The following is a 23458-nucleotide window of genomic DNA, read 5'->3' on the forward strand; positions in this document are numbered from 1 at the left end:
TAACGGTTGCACCTGCAAGATGGCGCCAAAATCGTTCTCCCCCTACAAAAAATTCGCGTCGTTCGCAAGGTTTGTAAACCGCAACTCCGCAATAACCCTGAGTGCATGGAAATCCGGTTGACCCCGCGATCGATTAGCCGTATAAATAACGTTGCAGGATTTCAAGCGGCGAGTGAATTGGTTCTTTCGTAGTTCGCCCATCAACGGTACTCCGGTTGGTCCTATTACCCCCTTCCTTGATTTTCCGCACCCCATGGGCCTCGGCCCCGTTTTATCTTTTTAGGAATAAGTAACATGGCAACCGGTACCGTCAAGTGGTTCAATGACGCAAAGGGCTTCGGCTTCATTACCCCGGAAGGCGGCGGCGACGATCTGTTCGCGCACTTCTCGGAAATCCGCGTCGAAGGCTTCAAGACGCTGCAAGAAAACCAGAAGGTTGAATTCGAAGTGAAGACGGGCCCGAAGGGTCTGCAAGCTGCGAACATCCGTCCGGTCTAAGTTCGGCGCGATTATTTCGTGTAAAAAAGCCCCGCTTCGGCGGGGCTTTTTGTTTTACGGTGCGACAGCGATGCGGCCGCCGCCCGCGCGGCTCATTTTCGTTCAGCCGAACAGCCGCTGCGCGTGAATGCCGAGCCCCGTCGCGACGCTCGCGAGGCGATCGCCAAACACCGGTTGCGCGTCCGGGAAAGCGCCGGCCAGCGCACCCGACAAAAATGCGAGCCCGGTCGAGCCGCCGGTGAAATACAGCGCGCCGACGTCGCGCGGCGCAACGCCGGCCAGCCGCACCGTTTCGCGCGCGGCGTCGACGATGCGCGCGGTGTCGTCGACGCTCGCATTAACGAGGCGGTCGGCGTCGAACGCGATCTGCAGATCCTCTTCCACGTCGTTCAGGTCGATCATCGTCTCCCCGCCCGCCGCCACGCCGATCTTCGCCTCTTCCGCGCGTGCCATCAGCGCATGCCCGAGCCGCTGTTCGACCACGCGCGTGAGCCGGTCGTACTGCCGCCCATCCTGGTACAGATGCTTCATCAGCTTCAACTCGCCCAGCCGCTTCGGCGTATAGACCGTGTTGATCAGGTGCCAGGTCGCCAGGTCGAAGTAGATCCGGTTCGGCAGCTCGCGCCCCTCGGGATCGAGCGCGCGGTAGCCGAACGCCGGCAGGATCGCCGCCAGTTCGACCCGGCGGTCGTAATCGGTGCCCGCGACGTGCACGCCGTGGTGCGCGAGCACGTCGTCCTTGCGCTCGAGGTGCGCCATCCGCTCCGGCCCGACACGCACGAGCGAGAAGTCCGACGTACCGCCGCCGATGTCGGCAACCAGCACGAGTCGTTCGGCCTGCTGGCGCGACTCGTAGTCGAACGCGGCCGCGATCGGTTCGTACTGGAAATGCACGTCGGTGAAACCGACCGACCGCGCGGCCGCTTCGAGCTGGTCCTGCGCGAGGCGGTCGGCGCGCGGATCCTCGTCGACGAAAAACACCGGCCGGCCGAGCACCGCGCGGCCGATCGGCGCGCCCGCGCGTGCCTCGGCCTTGCGTTTCAGGTGCGTCAGGAAGCGCGCGATGATCTCCGTGTACGCCATCGCGCTGCCGTCGCCGAGGTCGGTCGTGGTTTCCGCGAGCGGCGAACCGAGGATGCTCTTCATCGAGCGCATCAGCCGGCCTTCGAAACCGTCGATATACGACGCGAGCGCCGCACGGCCGTATTCGACCGTCTGCTCGTCGTTGTTGAAGAAGATCGCGGTGGGCAGCGTCAGGTGATCGCCCTCGACGGGCGCGAGGCGCATGCCATCGCCGTCGGGCAGCGCCACGGCGGAATTGGACGTGCCGAAATCGATCGCGCAGTAAGTCATCGGAAGGTGCCGCAGCATGGCCGGCGCGGAAAACGGAAAGGACGGGCTTTTTAACATGAAGCCCGCCGGATCACAACCGGGGCCGGCCACCGGTACGGCGCAACCGGCCCGGGGCGGAGACCGGACGCGCCGGGCGCGACAGGTGCGGTCGGGGGCCACACGCACCCCGCCGCCTGCCCGAGAAATCAGGCTGCCGCTTCGAAACCCTTCTTCCATGCGCCCGCATAGACGACCTCGCCAAGCGCATGGCGCGTGCGGGGCGCCTTTTCGCGGTCGCGCAGCACCGGATCGAGTTTGTCGACGTTGCCGTAGTGGCCGAGCGAGATGAGCGCCGGAATGGCGACGTCGGCCGGAATCTCGAACGCGTCGCGGAACGCCTTCGCATCGAAGCCGCTCATCTGGTGCGCGGCAAGGCCCAGCGCGTGCGCCTGCAGCACCAGCGACATCGCGGCCGCGCCCGCGTCGTACAGCGCGGTCGACGCCGGCTCGCCCTTCGGCGTGAGCGTGTGCGAAGTCACGGCGATCAGCACCGGCGCCGGCGCGTTCCAGGCCTGGTTGAACGGCACCAGCGTCGCGAATGCGCGCTTGAACGCCGCTTCGTCCTGCGTGCGATCGAATACGATGAAGCGCCACGGCTGCGCGTTGTAGGCGGACGGCGCCCAGCGCGCGGCTTCGAGCACCGTGTGCAGATCGGCGGCGCTGATCGGCTCGTCCGAATACGCGCGCGGGCTCCAGCGGCCCGCGATCAGGTCGTGAATCGAAACAGTGGTGGGAGCAGGTTTGACAGACATGCGGTCCTCGTGAAGTCGGAAATGGGGTCGCCTCATGAACGCACAAGAATAACCGTTCGCGGCGACTCCCGCACGGTCGGCCGCGTAGAAGCTTATCCCGAGACATGAAAAGGCAGGCGGCTTCGAGCCGGCGCACGCAAAGGGTTGATCGGGGGTTCATCGGTGCCTTCCCGCTCCACGGAAAACCACGATTTAGTACTCGTCCCATATCGTGAATCTCGGCAATTCGCAAAAATAGAGCCTTGTCGGCCTCATGCGCACGAGAGCAGGCCACCCGTCATATCCCGATTGGCGTACAACGCCCGCCCCTCTCCGGGGCAAGTCGCGTTTCACGCCCGCCCATTGCGTCACATTCATCGCGCGTGACCGCCAATGCATCCGCAGTAATTTCCACTATGCGAAAATTAACCGTCCAAACTGAATGGCGTTCCCGAACAGGCTGCTTGCTGCACGTTGCGCTCCTCATGATCGCGGCGGCCGTCAGTACAGAAGGCTTTGCCGGCACGTGTTCGTTCGCGCCGGGCAACTCGGCCAGAAACGACACCATTTCGCTGCCGTCGACCGTCTTTACCGGACGCGACATTGCGATCGGGCAAGTCATCTATCGCGGAAACTTGTACTACAGTGGCGGGTCCCAGGGCAATTGCACCGGCCTGTCCGACACGAAGCAAACCGAGCAGACCAGTTTCGAGGCGAGCGGCGGCCAGCTCGCTTCCTGGAGTCAAGGAAGCTACGCAGGCAAGGTGTTCAAGACCGGCCTGGACGGAGTCGGTATCGCGTTTCTCGCCGGCACGCCGAGCGCGGCCGCCTATGTGCCATCCGGCACGATCGACTTCCTGCTGGGCCCGGGGCAGGGAACCAAGGCCGATTTCAACCATTCGGTCGCCATCGTGCTGATCAAGATCGGCGACGTGAAGCCGGGGAAAATCAATGCGTCCATACTTCCCCAAATCAGGATGTACTACGGCTCGAACCGGCTCAACGCGATCAATTATTCAGTCACCGGCTCGACCGCGATCACGGGGGGCACCTGCAATACGCCGGACGTCGCCGTCGACATGGGCACGTTCCTGAAGGAGCGCACGTTCACCGGCCCGGGCTCCGCCACGCCATGGAAGCCTATCCCTATCGCGCTGCAAAACTGCCCCGCGTTCACGTCGAACGTCGCGCTGCGCTATATGCTTACGCCGGTTACGCCGATCATCAATTCTCGGCAAGGCATCATCGCGCTGAAACCGGAGGCCGGAAAGCCGACGGCGACCGGCATCGGCCTGCAGATCGCAAAGGCCGATCGCACGCCTGTCACGTACAACACGCTCATGCCGGTGGATTTCACGCCGCAGTTCATCGAAGGCGGCAACTACACGATCATGCTAAATGCGCGCTATTACCAGACCGAGTCCACCGTCACACCCGGCACGGCGAACGCGCTCGCCACGTTCACGCTGAACTATCAGTAGCGCCGAGCCCGCTTGCCGGGCTCGGCGAGCCGGTCACCTCCACGGTCGTCGCCCTTACGCCGGTTGCGCGGCCGCGCGCGACCGCCCGCGGTTGATCCGCAGCACGATCAGCGCGCCGACGATGCAGAGCCCGCCGGAGATCATCGACGCGATCGTATAGGTGCCAAGGCTCGCACGCAGCAACCCCGCGCCGAGCGCCGCGAACGCCGCGCCGAGCTGGTGGCCGGCGACGATCCAGCCGAACACGACCGGCGCCGCGGCCTTGCCGAACACATCGGTGGCGAGCCGCACGGTCGGCGGCACGGTGGCGATCCAGTCGAGCCCGTAGAACATCGCGAACAGCGGCAGCCCGAAGAAATCGATGCCGAACGCATGCGGCAGGTAGATCAGCGACAGCCCGCGCAGCCCGTAGTACCAGAACAGCAGCATGCGGTTGTCGTAGCGGTCGGACAGCCAGCCCGACAGCGTCGTGCCGAACAGGTCGAACACGCCCATCGCGGCGAGCAGCGACGCGCCCTGCACTTCGGTCATCCCGTAGTCGCTGCACATCGCGATCAGGTGCGTGCCGACATAGCCGTTGGTGCTCGCGCCGCAGATGAAGAAGCTGAAGAACAGCAACCAGAAGTCGCGCGAGCGGCTCGCCATCAGCAGCGTACGGAACGCGACCGCGAGCGGGTTCTCCTTCGTCGCGTCGGGCGCGGCCGGCGCATCGGCCGGCTCGCCGTACGGGCGCAGCTGCACGTCGGCCGGCCGCTCGGGCAGCAGGAAGGCGACCAGCGGAATCACGATCGCGGCCGCCACCGCAACGACGAGCACGACCGGCCGCCAGCCGTGGCGCTGCGCAATCGCCGCGAGCATCGGCAGGAACACGAGCTGGCCGGTGGCCGTGCTCGCGGTCAGGATGCCCATCACGAGGCCGCGCCGCGCATGGAACCAGCGCGTGACGAAGGTTGCCGACAGCGTCAACGCGACGACGCCGGTCGAGCAGCCGACCATCAGCCCCCAGATCACGACCATCTGCCAGCTCTGCGTCATCATCGACGACAGCGCGACGCCCACGCTCATCGTCACCAAGGCGGTCAGGATCGTCGGCCGCAGCCCGAAACGCTGCATCGCCGCGGCCGCGAACGGGCCCGTCAGGCCGTACAACGCGATGTTCACCGAAATCGCCAGCGAAATCGCCGCGCGGCTCCAGCCGAGTTCGCGCTCGAGCGGCACCATCAGCACGCTCGGTGTCGCGCGCGTGCCGGCCGCCGCCAGCAGGATCAGGAAAACCACCGCCGCCGCGAGCCATCCGTAGTGGAAGCGCCCGCCGATTCGTGTCACTGCCCAGTTCATGTTGTCGCTCTCCAGTTGGCGGCGCGGCGCCCGCGCGCCCGCCCCGCCTCACCACCAGGCCACCTCCGCCGCACGCTGCATCGGCTGACCCGGGCCGATACTGGCATTTGTCTGTCGATCCGTTCGGCATTGTTACCGCTCGGTCACAAGTTGGTTGCGATCGTAGTTACCAGTCGGTAACATGTCAAGCAATCCATCACGCAGTCGAGGGTCATCATGTCGGGCATCGAGGCCGTCAACAAGCCGCCAGCACGCCGCACGCGCCGGCCGATCGCCGCGGCCGCGGCGCAGGAACACCTGCTGCGCGCCGCCGAGGAGCTGTTTTACAAGGAAGGGGTGCGCGCGGTCGGTGTGGAGGCGGTCGTGGAACGCGCGGGTGTCAACAAGATGAGCCTGTACCGGCAGTTCTCGTCGAAGGACGAGCTGATCCTCGCGTATCTGGAACGGATGGATGCGTGTTTCTTCGAGCGTTTCGATTCGAGCGTCGCGAAGCATCCGGGCCAGCCGAAGGCGCAGTTGATCCAGTATTTCGTCGATCTCGCGGAACGCGCGACGCAGAAGGACTATCGCGGCTGCCCGTTCGTCAACGTCGCGGCCGAATTCCCGGACGCGTCGCACCCGGCGCGCGAGCGCGTCGCGCAGAACAAGGAACAGCTGATGAAGCGGCTCGTCGAGTTGTGCGAAAGCGCCGGCGCACGCCAGCCGAAAGCGCTCGCCGATGCGCTCGCGCTGGTGGTCGAAGGCATCTACGCGGCCAGCCAGACCTACCGGCACGGCGAAACGCCGATCGGCACCGCGCCTGCGCTCGTCACGCAGCTGATCGAAGCCGGCTGCGCGTGACGCGCGGCGCACGCCCGAACCCCGCCGCTCCGCTCCAGCTACAATGCGGCCCTCGCTGCCGCTTCGCCCGATTGCCTTCGCCATGACCGATCCCCGCCCCGACTCGCACGACGACATCCTCGCCGCCACGCGGCACTGGCTCGCGCGCGCGGTGATCGGGCTCAATCTGTGCCCGTTCGCGAAGAGCGTCTATGTGAAGGAACAGGTGCGCTATGCGATCAGCGAAGCGACGACGCTCGAGGACGCACTCGCCGACCTCGAAACCGAGCTGCGCGCGCTCGAGGCGGCGGATCCGCAGCAGGTCGACACGACGCTCGTGATCTATCCGCGCGCGTTCGCGGATTTCGTCGACTACAACGATGCGCTGTTCTTCGCCGACCGGCTCGTGCGGCAGTTGCGGCTCGACGGCGTACTGCAGATCGCGAGCTTCCATCCGGAGTACCGGTTCGAAGGCAGCGAAGCCGACGACATCGAGAACTACACGAACTGCGCGCCGTATCCGATCCTGCACCTGCTGCGCGAGGACAGCATCGCGCGCGCGGTCGACGCGTTTCCGGACGCGTCCGCGATCTACGAGAAAAACCAGGAAACGCTGCGCCGCCTCGGCCACGACGGCTGGCGTGAATGGATGCGCCGGCCGGGCGACGACGTCTGACGCGTCGCGCGACGGCCGGTCACCGCGCGGCTGAGGGGCCGCGCGCGTCAGTCGGCCTCAGTCGGCCTCAGTCTGCGGCCGGCTCGACCGCCTCGCCGTGCGCGGCCGCGGGCGCCGGCACGAAGAAGCGCTCGTTCAGTTCGGCGAGCCCGAACATGCCGAGGATCTCGTTCAGCCGCTCGCCGGGCTTGCGGCGCGGCAGGTTCTTGTACTGCGCGATGATCAGCTCGTTCTTCATCGAATGCTCCCAGCCGACCAGCTCGGTCACGCTGACCTGGTAGCCGTGCGCCTCGAGCTGCAGACAGCGCAGCACGTTGGTGATCTGGCTGCCGAATTCGCGCGTATGCAGCGGATGCCGCCACACTTCCGTCAGCGCATTCGCGAGCGACTTCCCCTTGTTCCTGCGCAGCACGCCCGCGACCTCCGCCTGGCAGCACGGCACCAGCACGATGTGCTGCGCGCGCTTCGCGAGCGCGAAACGGATCGCGTCGTCGGTCGCCGTGTCGCACGCATGCAGCGCGGTCACGACATCGACCGTTTCGGGCAGCTTCGGCGACCTGATCGAATCGGCGACCGACAGGTTCAGGAACGACATCCCGCCGAACCCGAGTCGCGCGGCGAGTTCGGCGGAACGCGTGACGAGCTCTTCGCGCGTCTCGATGCCGTACACGTGCGACGCGAACGCCGGCGTGCCGTGCCCCGGCTGCAGCTTGAAGAACAGGTCGTACAGGATGAAGCCGAGATACGACTTGCCGGCGCCGTGATCGACGAGCGTGACGGCGCCCTTGTCGCCCTGCACGCTCGCGAGCAACGGTTCGATGAACTGGAACAGGTGATAGACCTGCTTCAGCTTGCGGCGGCTGTCCTGGTTCAGCTTGCCGTCGCGGGTCAGGATGTGCAGTTCCTTCAGCAGTTCGACGGACTGCTCCGGACGGATTTCGTGGGTCTTGTTCGACATCGTGAAGCGGCGCCGGGCCATGGTCGGGTGACCACGGCCCGGCGGCGTGAATTCGTGAGGAATGGCGACAGTTTACCGAAAATGCGCGATCAGGCCCGTGCGCCGAGACGCCAGAGCGACGTGACCTCGGCGCGGCGTGCCGCGTGCAGCGGATCGTCCGCGTCGGTCGACTTCGGATGCGCGGGGCGGATGTCTTCTCGGCCGAGCACGACGAGACCGGCTTCGTCGATCCATTGCAGCAGCGTGTCGCGCGGCCGCAGGCCGAGATGCTCGGCGAAATCGGACAGGATCAGCCAGCCTTCGCCGCCCGGTTCGAGATGGTCGGCGAGCCCGGCGAGGAAACCGCGCAGCATGCGGCTGTCGGGATCGTAGACCGCGTATTCGATCGGCGCGCTCGGGCGGGCCGGCACCCACGGCGGGTTGCACACGACGAGCGGCGCGCGGCCGGCCGGAAACAGGTCGGCTTCGACGACGTCGACGCGATCGGCGTGGCCGAGCCGCGCGATGTTCTCGCGCGCACACGCGAGCGCGCGCGGATCCTGGTCGGTCGCGACGATGCGCTCGACGCCGCGCGACGCGAGCACGGCCGCGAGCACGCCGGTGCCCGTACCGATGTCGAATGCGAGCGACGTCGCCGGCAGCGGCGCACGCGCGACGAGTTCGACGTATTCGCCGCGCACCGGCGAAAACACGCCGTAATGCGGATGGATCGGCGCGCCTCCGAGCGCCGGAATCGGCACGCCCTTCTTGCGCCATTCGTGCGCGCCGACGAGACCGAGCAGTTCTCGCAGCGACACGACCGACGGCGCGCCGCCCGGCCCGTACGCTTCCTCGCACGCGGCACGCACGTCGGGCGCACGGCGCAGCGGGATCGTGTAGTCGGCATCGAGCGGAATCAGCAGCATCCCGAGCGTGCGGGCGCGCTGCGATTGCGCGAGCCGGTGCAGGTTGAATGCGTCGGCGCCGGCCGCGACCTTCGCCTTCTTCGGCTTGCGTTCGACGCGGCGGGCCATCGCCTGCACGAGCTGGCGCGCATTCTGGAAGTCGCCCTGCCAGACGAGCGCGGTGCCCTCGCATGCGAGGCGGTACGCGGCGTCGGCGGTGAGGCGGTCGTCGGCCGGCACGGCGCGCTTCGGCGGCTGCACGCCGGCTTCGGAGCGCCAGCGCGCGGCATGTTCGGCGCCGTCGGCGTCGGTCCAGTGGAAAACGGGGAAATCGGTCACGCGAGCTCGGCTACGGTTGGCTTCAGACAGGCGGCGAGAATTCACCGCGCGGACGACACCATACCGCGCTTTGTCCGGCCTCGCAAAACGTGGGCCGCGGCGCCCGCCCGAAGGCGTTTGCCGCGGCACGATCGTCTATCAGGCGAGATCGAAAGTCTCTGCGGCAGCCGCGTCGCGCTTGACGGCAGCAATCCCGTTGTCGCGACCTTGGGTGCTCTTGTACGTTTCACTCGTACCGATAACCTGGTGGTTTGCGGCCTTCAGGTTGAACATGTGCTCGCCGTTGTGCGCGATCTTGCGCTCATAGCGTTCGTCGAACGGCGCATTCTCACGGACGGAAGCGATGCCGGTTCGCACGCCGCCCTTCTCCTCATACCGCTCGCTCGCCAGAATGATCTCGCCATTCGCGGACTTCAGATGGAAGAAGTACTGACCGTTCGTCGCCTTTTTGATCTCGAACTTTGCAGCCATGTGGTTACTCTCCTAAAAGAACGTCCGACCCTCGGACACTGACCAGTGTAGGAGCCGTAACCATCAAAATCGAACTTCCGCCCAAGCGAACTGTTGAAGACTGTTAATTCATCAACTTTTCGTGACATTTAGCCGACGTTAACAGCACATCTACCCGCCCCATCCCGGCGTCGGCGGCATGCGCAACGTGCCCGCGTCGCGGAAATGCACGCTGCCGAGCACGCCGCCCGCGAGCCGCCCGCGCAGCGCGTAGGGCAGCTCGCCGCTGGCCGCCGCGCCGGGCAGGTTCCACGCCTGCCGTGCGGCGGCGAACGCCGAGACCGAAACGGGCACGTCGATCACCGCCTCGCCGAAACGCGGCACGACGCCCGAGCGATCGCTGACGCCGCTCGCGAACGGCGTGCCGTTCAGGTCGAGCGCAACCGAAATGCCGTCGTACTCGATCGGCGCGTCATTCGGGTTCTGCACGCGCAGCTTCAGACTGAAGCGCATCTCGAGGCCTTGTCCGACCAGCGGCTCGAGCCCGGCGACGGACACGCTCAGGGGCTCGCGCGTGAAGCCCGCGCAACCGCCGAGCACGAAGGCGGCGGCGAACAGCAGCAGCGCGGCACGCAGCGGCGCGATAAGGAACAGGGCTCGTGGCATCGGCTGGCCTCCTTGCGGCAATCGATCGACAGGTCGTCGATGCATTGTACCGAGCGCGCCGCGTCACACCGAGGTTCGTAGTTTTCGCGTAGCACCGAGATCGTTAATAGATTAAAACTACGGAAAGAGGCAGCCAAACGGAAAGTGAATTAATGCCTCCAGGCATTCAATGGCACACGAAAACTTCAATTGAGCCACCTTCTAATTTTTTCGTTTCCTTTACCCAAAACCATCAAGTATATTTACGCATCCTTCGAGCAGGCCGACAAACCTCGATGCCGCATGACGGCGATTTTACGGAACGGCGACACGCCGTCCTTCCGTCCTGCGGCCTGGTACGGCCAGCCCCGTGGGTCGTCGGTTCAAAGGGAATGCACGCCCGTGCAGGGCGGGCGGCCGTGTGTCGTGCGCGCGAAATCAATTCAGTACAACACGCGCATGGCCATTTTGAACCGGCAAGTTAACCGACATCCGGAAACACAGAGGGGGCAGTAAACGATGATTACCTTCACGTAGTCGGCCGACCGTCTTTTCGAATAATCCGCCATTGGCATTTCTCATCGCCGCTGATTAACGGCGAGGGATTGTCTTTGCCGGCGTTTTCGCAGCACTGAACGATTCTTTCAACAATCGAGGTTTCAGTCATGTCGATCAACATTCACAAGATGCGTTATCTGCCGCTGGTCGCCGCACTCGCACTCGCCGGTTGCGGCGGCGACGACGGCGGCGTGGGCTCGGCTTCCGCACTCAGCTCGGCCGGCGCGCCGCACTCGGGTTCGTCGCCCGCCGCCAACACGCCGCCGGGCCCGTCCAACGTCGACAAGAGCGTGTCGCCTGTCGAGCTGCCGGACACCGTGGTACCGGTCAACTACCGGCTGTGGTTCCGCCCGAACGACGCGCTGAACGCGTTCGACGGGCGCGCCGACGTCGAAATCAAGGTGCTGAAGCCGGTCAACAACATCGTGATCGCCGGCCACCGGATCAAGTTCACGAACGGCCGCATCACGCTGCAGCCGGGCAACATCCAGCTGATCGCGACGCCGCAGGACAAGGGCGACTTCTACCAGTTGCGCCCCGCGGCCGGCACGATCGCGCCGGGCACCTATTCGCTGCACATGGAGTGGTCGGGCATCATCAACTTCAAGTCGTACGACGATCCGGCCACGCAGACGGGCGGCAGTTGCGGCGACGATCCGTATCCGGGCTGCTCGGCCGCGGAAGGCGTGTTCCGCGTCGACCTGAAGGGCACCGACGGCAAGACGAGCGGCGCGATCCTCACGCAGGGCGAAACCAACCTGTCGCGCCAGTGGTTCCCGGGCTGGGACGAGCCGGCGTTCCGTCCGACCTATGAAGTGACGGCCGAAGTGCCGCAAAGCTGGCGCGTCGTGTCGAATGCGGCCGAGAAGCCGGCGACCAACGTCGGCGGCGGCTACAAGCTCGTGCAGTTCGAGAAGACCCCGCCGATGCCGTCGTACCTGCTGTTCTTCGGCGGCGGCATGTTCGATACCTACGAGGACGATTTCTCGAGCCCGCTGCCGGGCGGCAAGGGCGGCCTGCACCTGCGCGTGTTCACGCCGCCGGGCATGAGCGACTGGGCGAAGCCCGCGATGGACCGCACCAAGCAGGCGCTCGACTACTACTACCGCTACACGGGCATCCCGCTGCCGCTGACGAAGTTCGATACGGTCGCCGCGAACGACGCGTTCAAGGAGCAGAAGGACCTGAACTTCGGCGGGATGGAGAACTGGGGGTCGATCCTCGAGTTCGCCGACGACATCCTGCCGCAGCCGGGCCAGCCGATGTCGCACTACGGCAACGAGGTGCTGACGCACGAAGTCGCGCACCAGTGGTTCGGCGACCTCGTCACGACCGACTGGTGGGACAACGTCTGGCTCAACGAGTCGTTCGCGACGTTCTTCGAGACGAAGACGACGATCCAGTTCTTCCCCGACGAGTTCAGCTGGCTCGACCAGGTGAAGAACAAGTACCGCGTGATCAATCGCGACATCGGCCCGAACGCGTTCCCGGTCGCGCCGAACTTCAACGACTGGGCGTCGAACGACTTCGTGCTGAGCGCGAGCGCGTTCACGTACGACAAGGGCGGCCACGTGCTGAAGACGCTCGAGAACTATCTCGGCGAGCAGACGTTGCGCCAGGGCCTGCAGCAGTATCTGGTCGACTACTCGTTCGGCAACGGCACGCCGAAGCGCCTGTGGGACGCACTGTCGAAGGCGAGCGGCCAGCCGGTCGGCCCGATCGGCGACAGCTACGTGCGTCAGACGGGCGTGCCGCTGATCTCGCTCGATACGCAGTGCGACATGACGAAGAACCAGACGATCGTCACGCTCAAACAGCAGCCGTTCCCGAACAAGAATGCGTATCCGGGCCTGCAGTGGACGGTACCGATCACGATCGCGTACGGCCAGGGTCTCGCGAAACACACGACGCTCGCGCTGAAGGACACGCAGGCGCAGACGCGGATCGACGGCTGCACGGGCGTGGTCGCGGATCCGAGCGGCCTCGACTACTACGTCGTGAACTACAGCGACGCCGCGTGGAGCGGCCTGCTCACGCAGGTCAACGGCTCGACCGACCCGGTGCTGCTCGCGAACCTGAAGAGCGAGGCTGCGCTGCTCGTCGCGAACAACCTCGCGCCGGCTTCGCGTTCGACGTCGATCGGCTCGGTCGCTTCGCCGGCCGCGATGAAGCTGCGCCAGACGCCGAGCTTCGGCGGCATCGCGCCGACGGCGAAGGAACGTCCGTCGCTGCGCTATCAGGGCATGTTCAAGCCGCGCAAGACGCTGGTTCAGTAACGTTGTCCGGCCGGCCGGTGCCGCGCGGTTCGCGGCGCCGGCTGGCGTTCAAGTCGTCACGTCCTTCGGCAGGCCCCGCATGCGGGGCCTGTTTTTTTGTCGGTATCGCTCGCGCCGCACCGGAGGGCTAGGGCGTGTTCACGCCCTAGCGATCGTCGCGCCGACGAAACGCCCACCACGCGGCGAGCGCGGTAAAGCCCGCGACGAGCAGCACCATCAGCCAGAAGCCGTGCTTGTTCTCGGAGAACGGCACGCCGCCGACGTTCATCCCGAAGAAGCCCGCGACGATGTTGATCGGCAGCGCGATCACGGTCACGAGCGTCAGCGTGAACAGCGTCCGGTTGTTCTGCTCGTCGAGCCGCGAGCCGATCTCTTCCTGCAACAGCTTGATCCGCTCGTTGAGCCCGGACAGATCGGCGAGTACGAGCGAGAACGCCTCGGTCGACTCGCGCAGCTCCTGCACGTCTTCGGGATGCAGCCACGCGGGCGGTTTCGCGAGCAGCCGGAAGATCGAGCCGGGCTCGGGCGCCAGCATGCGCTGCAGGCGCGTCAACGTGCGGCGCATCGCGCCGAGTTCGACGCGATTCGACGTGAGCCGTTGCGATAGAAAGCGATCCTCGATGCGATCGACGTCGACGCTCGTGCGCCGCATGATCTGGATCAGCAGGTCGGCCTGGTCGTGCAGCAGGTGCACGAGCAGTTCGACCGGCGACCGGAACCGCTCGCCGTCGCGCACGCCGGCGCGCAGCGTGTCGACCGAGCGCAGCGGCTTGAGCCGCGCGGTGACCATGATGCGCCGTTCGACGTGGACGAACAGTGTCGCGATTTCCGACGGCGTCAGTTCGAGATTGAACATCACGTCGTTGACGATCGCACGCAATGCGCCGTCCTCCTGCTCGATGCGCGTCGAGCGCGACCCTTCGTGCAGGAATTCGAAGAAGCTGTCGGGCAACCCGAGGTGCGTGCGCATCCAGCGCTCGCTCGCGCCGTGCGCGAGATTGAAGTGCAGCCAGACGAAATCGTCCGATGCGGTCGCCTCGCGCTCGCGGCACGTGCGCAGCCATGCAGCGGCCGCTTCGGCGTCGAGCATCACGCCCGAGCCGCCCGGGACGAAGCGGAATCCGCACACCATGCCGGACGTATCGGCGCCGTAAGTCTGTACGATCAGGTCCATCGTGTCGAAGGTCGTGCGGCGCGCGCCGCGCCGGGATATGAAAACGAAACGTATGCCCGACGGATGTGACGCTCTCGCGACACTGTCACATACGCCCGTCTCGGCCTCGTCAGCCTATCCCAAAAAGCAACGCGCCGCCCTTTGGGCGGCGCATGTGCAATCAGCGGGCCGGCGCGAAGCCGCGGATTACTGCCGCGGCTCCGACTGCGCGGCGGTCGGGCAGGCCGGATCCTTGCCCCAGTGGCCGTCGCAGACACGCCAGCGGCACAGCTGATCCTCGAAGAAACCGCGCTCCGAGCAATCCTTCACGCGCGATGCGAGCGAACCACCGCCCGTCGTGGCGGCGGTCCTGGTCGGCACGGCCTGCGCCTTCTGGTCGGCGGCCTTCTTGTCGGCCGGTTTCGTGCGTGCGACGAGCGCGGCGAGCAGATCCGCATCCGGGTCGTCCTTGCCGGACGCCTTCGCGCTCGCGGTACGGGTCGTCGCTTCGCGACGCTTCTTCGCCTGCGCGAGCTCCGCCTGCTGTTCCTTGTGATGCTTGCGGGCCTCTGCCTTCGTTTCGGCCTTCGCATCGGCCTTGCCGCGCGCGGCGACCTTGTCGCCCTTCGCGGTGTCGGCCTTCGCCGATTTCGTCGCCGCTGCTGCTGCGGCGGCCGTCGTCGCGGCGGCGCCTGCCGTGGCTGCGCCCGACGCATCGTCGGCCCCGCTCGCGAGCGCGCGCGACAAGCGGCTGCTGTCCGCGCCCGACGCAGAGGATGCGGACGCAACGGTCTGGGACGCGGCATCGTCATTGACGATCGTCGCGGGTTGCGCGGCGGGCGGGGCCGACGCTGCATTCTGCGCGACCTGCACGGCGGCGCCGCTGGCCGCCTCGGCCTTCGCCGGTGCCGGCACGGATGCGGCGGGCACGACGGCCTGCTCGCCCGCTTGCTGCTGCCAGCGCCACGCGCCCCAGCCGCCGACGGCGACCACGAGCGCGACGACGGCCGCGATCGGCGCCTTCAGCGAACGGCGCGGCGCCTCGGCTGGCGGCGTGACACGTCCTTCCAGATTCGCGAGAATGCGCGATTGCTGAGGTCGGCCCTCGCCTGCCGGTTTGGTATCGGACAGCAGGCTGGGCGGGGTTTTCGAATTTGAATTTTCCGGCGCACTCATTCAGCGTCTCATTGAATCCTGGTTTAATTCACCGCGATAATATAGCCCGGCCTCTCAAAGCAGCCTGATTCTAAGAGCAAGCATTGCAAAACACAATCAATTCCAATTTCCGGGGATTTCCTTGATTGCCGTCGCACTCGTCGCCTATTTCGCCCTTGCCGTCGCGGTCGCGGCCCTGTTGCTTTTACCGGGTATCCGGGCGACCGTTTTCGAATCGGTCGCCCAGTTTCACGGCCGCCTGACGCGCCGCGCGAACGATCGCGCCGCACGCACGCGCAGTCAAATTGTTAAATCGGCAACCGCGACGCGCGGCGCATTAAGTGGTGTGCAAAATTTACTGGTTCGGCGGCGCTTGATGATTATGGTGTCGGCAGGTATTCTTGCGACGCCGCCATTGGTGGCCATTGCGTTACGCGGTCGGCAATTATTTCAGTACGACGACACGGCGCGCGTGCCCGACGAGAAGATCGCCGCGCTGTTGCAGGGTGAACAACTCGTGCCGCCGCCGCCGTTGCCGCCGGAAGTCTTTGCCACGAAGGAAGTCGAACAGGTGCGGCCGGCGCTGAAGGATGCGAGCCGCGACTGGAACCTGCTGGATCCCGATTTCCGTACGCGTTTGCTGCTGGTCTACAAGATCATGCACGAACAATATGGTTACGAGATGGCGCTGCTGGAAGGTTATCGGAGCCCGGAACGGCAGAACCGGCTCGCGCAGATGGGCACCAACGTGACCAATGCGGCGGCCTTCCAGAGTTATCACCAGTTCGGGCTGGCGGCGGACAACGCGTTCCTGCGCGACGGCAAGCTGGTCATTTCCGAGAAAGATCCCTGGGCGATGCGCGGCTACCAGCTGTACGGCCAGGTCGCCGAGCAGGTCGGCCTGACCTGGGGAGGCCGATGGAAGATGATGGATCTCGGGCACGTGGAATACCATAAACCCGGTTTTAAACTGGGACGCGGCAGCTAGTCAGGCTGCCGAACAAGAAATAATGAGGGCGGCATGGGGCTTTTTAATCACCCGGCAGGAAACGACTTGGGCGGCGCAATCGATCGGGCATTCCGTTGCGCGATTTTTTCAGGCCGCCGCATCCGTTTTAATTCTCACAGCGTCCTTTCGTTATTGCGCGCGCCTTCTCCGATGCCGCGGGCGCATTGATGCCAGCCCCCTTCATCCCGCTTGACAGCATGGCGACACATCGCAGCGCCACCCTTGCCGCTCGGCGCGCCAGCGTCGCCTCACTGAATCGCACCGGAACCTGAACGTCCTATGCAACGCATCCTCAACGTGCTGACTCATCCGCGTACGCTCTCGATTGTCGGGATCGTCGCGCTAGCGGCGATTCTCTTCATCGTCGCCGACATGCTGCAGCTGCCGCTCCTGTGGGCGGCGCCCGCCTTCGCGGCGATCCTCGTGCTGTGGCTCGCCGTCGCGTTGTGGCGCCGCTGGCGCGTGAAGCGCGCGAACCAGCAGTTGGGCCAGGTGCTGGAAGAGCAGGCGGAAACCGGCAAGATCGCCGCGCCGGCCGCGGCCGCGCTCGCGCCCGACGCGAAGACCGCCGACCTCGACGTGCTGCGCACGCGCCTGTCCGACGCGGTGAAGACGATCAAGACGTCGAAGATCGGCCAGGTGTCGGGCGGCTCCGCGCTGTACGAACTGCCGTGGTACATCGTGATCGGCAACCCGGCCGCGGGCAAGAGCAGCGCCGTGCTGAACTCCGGCCTGCAGTTTCCGTTCGCGGACAAGAACAGCGCCGTGATCCACGGCATCGGCGGCACGCGCAACTGCGACTGGTTCTTCACGACCGAAGGGATCCTGCTCGACACGGCCGGCCGCTACTCTGTGCACGAGGAAGACCGCAGCGAATGGCTCGGCTTCCTCGGCCTGCTGAAACGCTACCGTCCGAAGGCGCCGATCAACGGCATCATCGTCACCGCGAGCATCGCCGAACTCACCGGCAACCGCCCCGAATTTGCGATCAACCTCGCGAAGAACCTCCGTCAGCGCGTTCAGGAGCTCACGGAAAAGCTCGAGGTGTTCGCGCCGGTCTACGTGATGTTCACGAAGGCCGACCTGATCACCGGCTTCACCGAATTCTTCAGCAGCAGCGACAAGCACGAGTACGACCGCGTGTGGGGCGCCACCCTGCCCTACGAACCGGACGAGAAGCGTGACGTCGTCGCGCTGTTCGACGAGCGCTTCGAGGAGCTGTACGAAGGCTTGAAGGAAATCAGCGTCGCGCAGCTGTCGCTGTCGCGCGGCAACCAGCTGTCGCCGGGCCAGTTGAGCTTCCCGCTCGAATTCTCGACGATCAAGCCGTCGCTGCGCGCGTTCCTCGCGACGCTGTTCGAGAACAACCCGTTCCAGTACAAGCCGATCTTCCGCGGCTTCTACTTCACCAGCGCGCTGCAGGAAGGCGAAACCAACAGCGCCGCCGCGCAGCGCATCGCGCACCGCTTCGGCCTCGACGCGAACGCGCTGCCGAAGCCGCACAGCGCGTTCTCGAAGAACGGCTTCTTCCTGCGCGACCTGTTCTCGAAGGTGATCTTCGCGGACCGCCAGACCGTGCGCCAGTTCGCGAGCCCGACCAAGACCCGGCTGCGCTACGCGACCTTCTTCGGCTTCGTCGCGGCCCTCGCGCTCGCGCTCGGCGGCTGGACCTGGTCGACGATCGGCAACCAGCAGCTCGTCGCGAACGTGCAGGCCGACCTCGACAACGTCACGCGCCTTCAGCAAGGCCGCAACGACCTGCAGTCGCGCCTGCAGGCGATGGACATCCTGGAAGACCGGATCGAACAGCTCGAGCAGTTCCGCCGCGACAAGCCGGTGTCGGTATCGCTCGGCCTGTACCAGGGCGACCGTCTCGAGCAGCACCTGCTGACCGAGTACTACAACGGCGTGCGCCAGATCCTGCTCGCGCCGGTCTCGCAGAACCTGGCGTCGTTCATGAAGGACGTGAACGCGCACCCCGAGCAGCTCGTGCCAATGACGCGCCCGCCCGAATCGGGTGCCGTGCAGGGCGGCGCGCTGCCGGTCTCGACGAACCCGCCGGGCGCCGCACCGCCGGCCGGCGCCGCGCAAGGCGCATCCGCCGCGACGGCCGCCGCGCCGCAACAGCCGGCTGCTCCGCAGGGCGGGCTCTACAGCGACGCGTCGCCGACCAACGTGCAGGACGCGTACAACGCGCTGAAGACCTACCTGATGCTGTCCGACAAGCGTCACGTCGAACAGGCGCACCTGACCGACCAGCTCGCCCGCTTCTGGCGCGGCTGGCTCGAGACGAATCGCGGCAACATGCCGCGCGACGAGATGATCAAGAGCGCCGAGCGCATGATCTCGTTCTATCTGTCGCGCGTGACCGACGACGACTGGCCGATGATCGACGCGAACCTCGCGCTCGTCGACCAGACCCGCGAGAACCTGCGCCGCGTCGTGCGCGGCATGCCGGCCCGCCAGCGCGTCTATGAGGAAATCAAGGCGCGTGCGTCGACCCGTTTCGCGCCGATGACCATCGCGCGCATCGTCGGCGACGGCAACCAGGGACTGGTCGCCGGCAGCTACGCGATTCCGGGCACGTTCACGCGTGAAGCCTGGTTCGACTACGTGCAGCCGGCGATCCGCGACGCGGCGACCAAGGAGCTGCAGGCGAAGGACTGGGTGCTGAACACGTCGACGCAGGACGACCTGACGCTGGAAGGCAGCCCCGAGCAGATCCAGAAGACCCTCGTCGGGATGTACAAGACCGAGTACGCGCAGCACTGGCAGAAGTTCATGCAGGGCATCGCGGTGCAAGGCTTCACCAGCTTCGGCCAGGCCGTCGACGGGATGAACCGCCTCGGCGACCCGCAGGATTCGCCGATCCGCAAGATCCTCGAGACCGCGTACGACCAGACGTCGTGGGACAACCCGTCGCTCGCGAACGTGGCGATCAAGAAGGCGCAGACGGGTGTCGTGAACTGGGTCAAGCAACTGTTCACGCGCTCGCAGGCCGGCCAGATGGCGGCCGCGAACATCGACATCAACGGCAATCCGGCCGAGGTGCCGATGGGTCCGATCGGCCAGGAGTTCATCGGGCTCGCGCGGATCGTCGCGACGCACGACGGCACGTCGATGCTCAAGGGCTACATGGACTCGCTGTCGAAGGTGCGCACGCGCTTCAACGTGATCAAGAACCAGGGCGACCCCGGCCCCGGCGCGCGCCAGCTGATGCAGCAGACGCTCGACGGCAACGGCTCGGAACTCGCCGATTCGCTGAAGTTCGTCGACGAGCAGATGCTGACCGGCCTCACCGATTCGCAACGCAAGTCGCTGCGTCCGCTGCTGGTGCGCCCGCTGATGCAGGCGTTCTCGGTGGTGATCCAGCCGGCCAGCGCCGAAGTCAACAAGGTGTGGAACGCGCAGGTCTACCAGCCGTTCCAGAGCTCGCTCGCGACGAAGTACCCGTTCGCCGCGAATGCGAAGGTCGAGGCCGGCGCAGGCGAAATCGCGCAGGTGTTCGGCCCGGACGGTGCGATCGCCAAGTTCGTCGGCACGACGCTGGGCCCGCTCGCGGTGCGCCGCGGCGACACGCTCGCGGCCCGCACGTGGGGCGACATGGGCATCGGCCTCACGCCTGACTTCACGAGCGGCTTCGCGCGCTGGGTCGCCCCGCTCGCCGGCGGCGCCGCGGGCGGCGCGGCCGCGGCGGCCGAACCGCAGACCGTGTTCCAGATCCTGCCGCAGCCGAGCACGGGCACGACGGAATACACGATCGCGATCGACGGCCAGCAACTGCGCTACCGCAACACGCCGCCGCAGTGGACCAACTTCGTATGGCCGAACCCGCAGGGTTCGCCGGGCGCGACGCTGTCCGCGACGACCTTCGACGGCCGCACGGTGCAGCTCGTCAACGAGCCGGGCCGCTACGGTCTCGAGAAGCTGATCAACTCCGCGCAGCGCAAGCGCCGTCCGGACGGCACCTTCGACCTCACGTGGGTCCAGGGCAGCGTGAACGTGTCGGTGACGATGCGCATCATCAGCACGTCGCAGCCGACGAGCGGCGGCGGCGATCAGCCGCAACAGCAGAGCCTGCGCGGCCTGCAGCTGCCGTCGTCGGTCGCCGACGCGAGCGCGGGCGCGGCACAGAACGCGACGCAGGCCGGCACGGGCGTGCCGGCCGCGGCACCGGCCGTCACGGCCGCCACCGCAACGAATGCACAGGGGGCGCAATGACGCAAACCGTTCAGGCGCAGATCGCCTACTTCGGCAAGATTCCGTCGCGCGGCGACTTCGTGAAGAGCCCGCACAATCCGCAGTTGCTGCAAACGCTCGATCGCTGGATCGCGCAGGCGCTCGAACTGCTCGCGGAAGATCCGCGCTGGAAGATCGTCTACGAGGATGCGAAGCCGATGCATTTCGCGTTCCTCGGCTCGCGCAGCAAGCTCGCGATCGCGGGCCACATGGTCGCGAGCCATGACGTGTCGATGCGCCGCTTCCCGTTCCTTGGCGCGACCGCGCTGGAAGTCGACCGGCCGCTTGCGTTCCTCGCGCGCAGCCCGCTCGCGTTCGCGCGGCTGTGGTCGCGCGTCGCCGCGCAGATCTCGCCGCTGCTGGCCAAGGAGGAGCCGCCCGGCGCGCTGCAGGCGCTCGGCGACACGCAGGTGCCGATCGACGTCGGCGGCCCCGGCACGTCGCATGACGGCACCTTCAACGACTTCATCGAACACCAGTCGCTGTACGGCTTGCAGCAGATGCTGCTCGAAAGCGGCCATCCGGTGCGGCTGCGCGGTGCGATGCTCGCACTCGGCTCGCTGTTGCGGCCCGTGATGCAGAGCGGTTCGTCGCACATCGAGCGCGGCCTCACGCTGCCGTTGCCGGTCGATCCGTTCTATCGCAGCCTCGTCGCCGCGTTCTGGCTCGAACTGATCGCACCGTTCGTCGCGCAGGCCGACTTCGAGCTCGCGATCTTCATCGGCACGATCGCCGAGCGCGAGCGGTTGATCATCGGCTTCAACGGCGCGTCTTCGAAGACGCTGCTGAGCGTCGTCGACCCGCAAACCTACGCCGCCCACAACATCGACATCGACGATCCCGAGTGGATCGACGCCCATGCGCAAAACGATCACCAGATCAGCAAGCTCGTCAGTTACCTCGACCAACCGCAACTCTCGCTGCGCGTCGCCATCGACGCATTCCGCGAAGCGTTCATCGGAGGCTGACGCGATGCAACGCACGATTCACGTCCGCCGCGCGCGCTTGTCGCCGTTCGTGGCCGCCCTCGTGGCCGCCGGCCTCATCGGCAGCGGCGCGGCCTATGCGCAGAACATGGGCGGCGCGACCGTCACGCCGGTCGGCAACGGCACGGTCGCGACCGCCGCCCTGCCCGCGAATACCAATCCCGCCGCCGCGCCGGCCGCGGTGTCCGGCACGGTGGTGCACGGCACGGCCGACACGATCGCGCCGCCGCCCGCGAACGCGACGCCCGGCCAGGTGGTGGCCGGCGGCAAGGTGCCCGACGAGGCGACCAAGGCCGCCGTGCTGCAGAAGCTGCGCGACACCTACGGCGCGGCGAACGTGGTCGACCAGATCGAGGTCGGCGACGTCGCGACGCCGCCGAACTGGAGCGCGAACGTGCAGAAACTGCTCGGCGCGCAGCTCAAGCAGATCAGCAAGGGGCAGTTGAAGATCAACGGCACGCAGATCGAGATGAAGGGCGAGGTGCACAACGAGGCGCAGCGCCAGCAGCTCGCGAGCGACATGGCGAACACGCTGAACCCGACGTATACGATCAAGAACGGGCTGCGCGTGTCGGCGTCCGAGCAGGGGCTGCTCGACCAGACGCTCGCGAACCGCACGATCGAGTTCGAGACGGGCAGCGCGACGCTCACGCCGCAAGGCAGGCAGATTCTCGATCAGATGGCGGCCGCGTTGTCGAAGTTGCAGAACCGCACGGTCGACATCATCGGCCACACCGACAACTCGGGGAACCGGACGTCGAACATCGCGCTGAGCCAGGCGCGCGCGGATGCGGTGAAGGGGTATCTGATCACGAAGAGCATTCCGCCGCAGCAGATGACGACGACGGGGGTTGGGCCGGATCAGCCTATTGCGCCGAATGATACGGCGGAGGGACGGGCGAGGAATCGACGGATCGAGTTTCGGGTGGGGCAGTAGGCGGCGATTCCGCGACATGGCGAACCGGGGCAGGATACCGGCAGATTCGTGCCGCGGATTGCGCAGGCCCCATCTGCTCCGCAGTATCAACGAGCCGGTCGCCGGGCGGACAGACTACTGAATCCAGCCATATTCCAGTGAAATACGCACTGCGCTGCTTTCGGTCGGCCATTCTTCTGTTCGCCGGTGGCTTCCTCGTGCTGGCGGGTGCAGCTGCCACGATCAATTCGGCCATCCTCGTTCGCGCTCGTGCGTGGCCTCACGTCCCCGCCATTGTCGAGCGATGTGAGTTGTCTCTGCGATATGGCAAATCCAGTGTGACATGGGAGGCGCGCGCCGTCTTCCGCTATGGCGCGGGACAGACGCAGCAGTACGATACGACGTGGCAGCCTGCCGGGTCGCCGGTGTATTCGCGGTCGGCCGCCTCGAACATCAGCCGCGAACAGTTTGTCGCGTTCACGAAGACGTATTGCAGCGCGGCCGCGAACGACGGCCTGCGCGTTTCGTCGATGTTTCCGGGCATTGCCCGGCGAAACGAAGCGGTGGTGGGCGGGGCGTGGGTACGGGAAATCGGATTCGGTCTGTTCGCTGTGGTCGGCGGGTTGGTGTTGTGTGCGGCGGGTATTTCGCTGCTGCCGTGGATTGAGGAGCGCAAAAGGAACGCGGCAAAGCGCAAAACGCGGCGAACATGCAGTCGCGTCAGCGGTTCATGACGCATACGGAAAGACTGGTTTCGGATCACGCTTGGTCGCCTCGACACACGTGAGGCAGCTGATCGCCGTAGTGTGTAGCGCGAGAATCGCCATTCACTGATCATGTCCCTGTTTCCGATAACAGTGAGGCACTCGTGCATTCCAAGGAACCTGTCCGCATTTTTGTGGGCGAGGCGGTTGAACAACAGGTTATCCACGCGCCTGCGTGAATCGCTCGCCGA

General features: G+C 66.0%; 19 protein-coding genes. 10 read left to right on the forward strand and 9 right to left on the reverse strand.

All coding sequences use genetic code 11. From position 1 onward, the window contains the following. The first annotated feature begins 294 nt into the window (after positions 1–294). Positions 295–498 (forward strand): cold-shock protein, encoded by a 204-nt coding sequence (locus SB786_RS30500; protein WP_006477070.1) that lies wholly within the window; start codon positions 295–297, stop codon positions 496–498. 102 nt (positions 499–600) lie between these two features. Here SB786_RS30500 and SB786_RS30505 read toward each other — a convergent pair whose 3' ends face one another. Together SB786_RS30505 and SB786_RS30510 are read right to left on the reverse strand one after the other, a co-directional pair. Beyond that, positions 601–1851, reverse strand: coding sequence for an Hsp70 family protein (locus SB786_RS30505; RefSeq protein WP_410730720.1), 1251 nt, complete (start codon positions 1849–1851; stop codon positions 601–603). Between the two features lie 185 nt (positions 1852–2036). Beyond that, positions 2037–2642 (reverse strand): nitroreductase family protein, encoded by a 606-nt coding sequence (locus SB786_RS30510; protein ID WP_006759422.1) that lies wholly within the window; start codon positions 2640–2642, stop codon positions 2037–2039. 443 nt (positions 2643–3085) lie between these two features. Here SB786_RS30510 and SB786_RS30515 point away from each other — a divergent pair, with 443 nt between their 5' ends. Continuing rightward, positions 3086–4102, forward strand: coding sequence for a fimbrial protein (locus SB786_RS30515; RefSeq protein ID WP_410730705.1), 1017 nt, complete (start codon positions 3086–3088; stop codon positions 4100–4102). 54 nt (positions 4103–4156) lie between these two features. Here SB786_RS30515 and SB786_RS30520 read toward each other — a convergent pair whose 3' ends face one another. Further along, the gene (locus SB786_RS30520) at positions 4157–5440 is read right to left on the reverse strand and encodes an MFS transporter (RefSeq protein WP_410730706.1); all 1284 of its coding nucleotides are present in this window, start codon (positions 5438–5440) and stop codon (positions 4157–4159) included. A gap of 216 nt (positions 5441–5656) precedes the next feature. Between SB786_RS30520 and SB786_RS30525 the strand changes: the two genes are divergently transcribed. Continuing rightward, positions 5657–6280, forward strand: coding sequence for a TetR/AcrR family transcriptional regulator (locus SB786_RS30525; RefSeq protein ID WP_410730707.1), 624 nt, complete (start codon positions 5657–5659; stop codon positions 6278–6280). Positions 6281–6362: 82 nt separating this feature from the next. Then, positions 6363–6935: a DUF1415 domain-containing protein gene (locus SB786_RS30530; RefSeq protein ID WP_410730708.1), complete on the forward strand. Its 573-nt coding sequence runs from the start codon at positions 6363–6365 to the stop codon at positions 6933–6935. Between the two features lie 67 nt (positions 6936–7002). Here the strand turns inward: SB786_RS30530 and SB786_RS30535 are convergent, their stop codons facing one another. The 4 genes from SB786_RS30535 to SB786_RS30550 form a co-directional block, all read right to left on the reverse strand. Beyond that, positions 7003–7893 carry a class I SAM-dependent methyltransferase gene (locus tag SB786_RS30535; RefSeq protein ID WP_410730709.1) on the reverse strand — a complete coding sequence of 297 codons (891 nt, stop codon included), beginning with the start codon at positions 7891–7893 and terminating at the stop codon, positions 7003–7005. An 89-nt stretch (positions 7894–7982) separates the two neighbouring features. Continuing rightward, a complete protein-coding gene (locus tag SB786_RS30540; RefSeq protein WP_410730710.1) occupies positions 7983–9116 on the reverse strand; it encodes a methyltransferase in 1134 nt (377 codons plus the stop codon). Between the two features lie 138 nt (positions 9117–9254). Continuing rightward, on the reverse strand, positions 9255–9587 hold the full coding sequence (locus SB786_RS30545) for a YegP family protein (protein ID WP_410730711.1): 333 nt from the start codon (positions 9585–9587) through the stop codon (positions 9255–9257). Positions 9588–9737: 150 nt separating this feature from the next. After that, positions 9738–10232: an LEA type 2 family protein gene (locus SB786_RS30550; protein WP_410730712.1), complete on the reverse strand. Its 495-nt coding sequence runs from the start codon at positions 10230–10232 to the stop codon at positions 9738–9740. A gap of 644 nt (positions 10233–10876) precedes the next feature. Here SB786_RS30550 and SB786_RS30555 point away from each other — a divergent pair. Beyond that, a complete protein-coding gene (locus SB786_RS30555) occupies positions 10877–13045 on the forward strand; it encodes a M1 family metallopeptidase (protein WP_410730713.1) in 2169 nt (722 codons plus the stop codon). Positions 13046–13190: 145 nt separating this feature from the next. Here SB786_RS30555 and SB786_RS30560 read toward each other — a convergent pair whose 3' ends face one another. Together SB786_RS30560 and SB786_RS30565 are read right to left on the reverse strand one after the other, a co-directional pair. Continuing rightward, a complete protein-coding gene (locus tag SB786_RS30560) occupies positions 13191–14219 on the reverse strand; it encodes a transporter (RefSeq protein ID WP_410730714.1) in 1029 nt (342 codons plus the stop codon). Positions 14220–14405: 186 nt separating this feature from the next. Then, complete coding sequence (locus tag SB786_RS30565) at positions 14406–15374, reverse strand: phage tail protein (RefSeq protein ID WP_410730715.1); 969 nt, start codon at positions 15372–15374, stop codon at positions 14406–14408. 121 nt (positions 15375–15495) lie between these two features. On the opposite strand from SB786_RS30565, the gene SB786_RS30570 reads away from it, so the two are divergent. The 5 genes from SB786_RS30570 (at position 15496) to SB786_RS30590 (ending at position 23237) form a co-directional block, all read left to right on the forward strand. Continuing rightward, a complete protein-coding gene (locus tag SB786_RS30570) occupies positions 15496–16341 on the forward strand; it encodes a M15 family metallopeptidase (protein ID WP_410730716.1) in 846 nt (281 codons plus the stop codon). Positions 16342–16641: 300 nt separating this feature from the next. After that, the gene (tssM, locus tag SB786_RS30575; RefSeq protein WP_410730717.1) at positions 16642–20583 is read left to right on the forward strand and encodes a type VI secretion system membrane subunit TssM; all 3942 of its coding nucleotides are present in this window, start codon (positions 16642–16644) and stop codon (positions 20581–20583) included. Continuing rightward, on the forward strand, positions 20580–21569 hold the full coding sequence (gene tagF, locus SB786_RS30580) for a type VI secretion system-associated protein TagF (RefSeq protein ID WP_006757146.1): 990 nt from the start codon (positions 20580–20582) through the stop codon (positions 21567–21569). Before tssM ends, tagF begins: the two co-directional genes overlap by 4 nt. A 4-nt stretch (positions 21570–21573) precedes the next feature. Continuing rightward, positions 21574–22524 (forward strand): OmpA family protein, encoded by a 951-nt coding sequence (locus SB786_RS30585; RefSeq protein ID WP_410730718.1) that lies wholly within the window; start codon positions 21574–21576, stop codon positions 22522–22524. 137 nt (positions 22525–22661) lie between these two features. After that, positions 22662–23237, forward strand: a complete 576-nt coding sequence (locus SB786_RS30590) for a hypothetical protein (protein ID WP_410730719.1) — start codon at positions 22662–22664, stop codon at positions 23235–23237. Positions 23238–23458: the final 221 nt, after the last annotated feature.

It is taken from the genome of Burkholderia sp. SIMBA_062, from assembly GCF_046534765.1.
GTDB lineage: Bacteria > Pseudomonadota > Gammaproteobacteria > Burkholderiales > Burkholderiaceae > Burkholderia > Burkholderia ambifaria.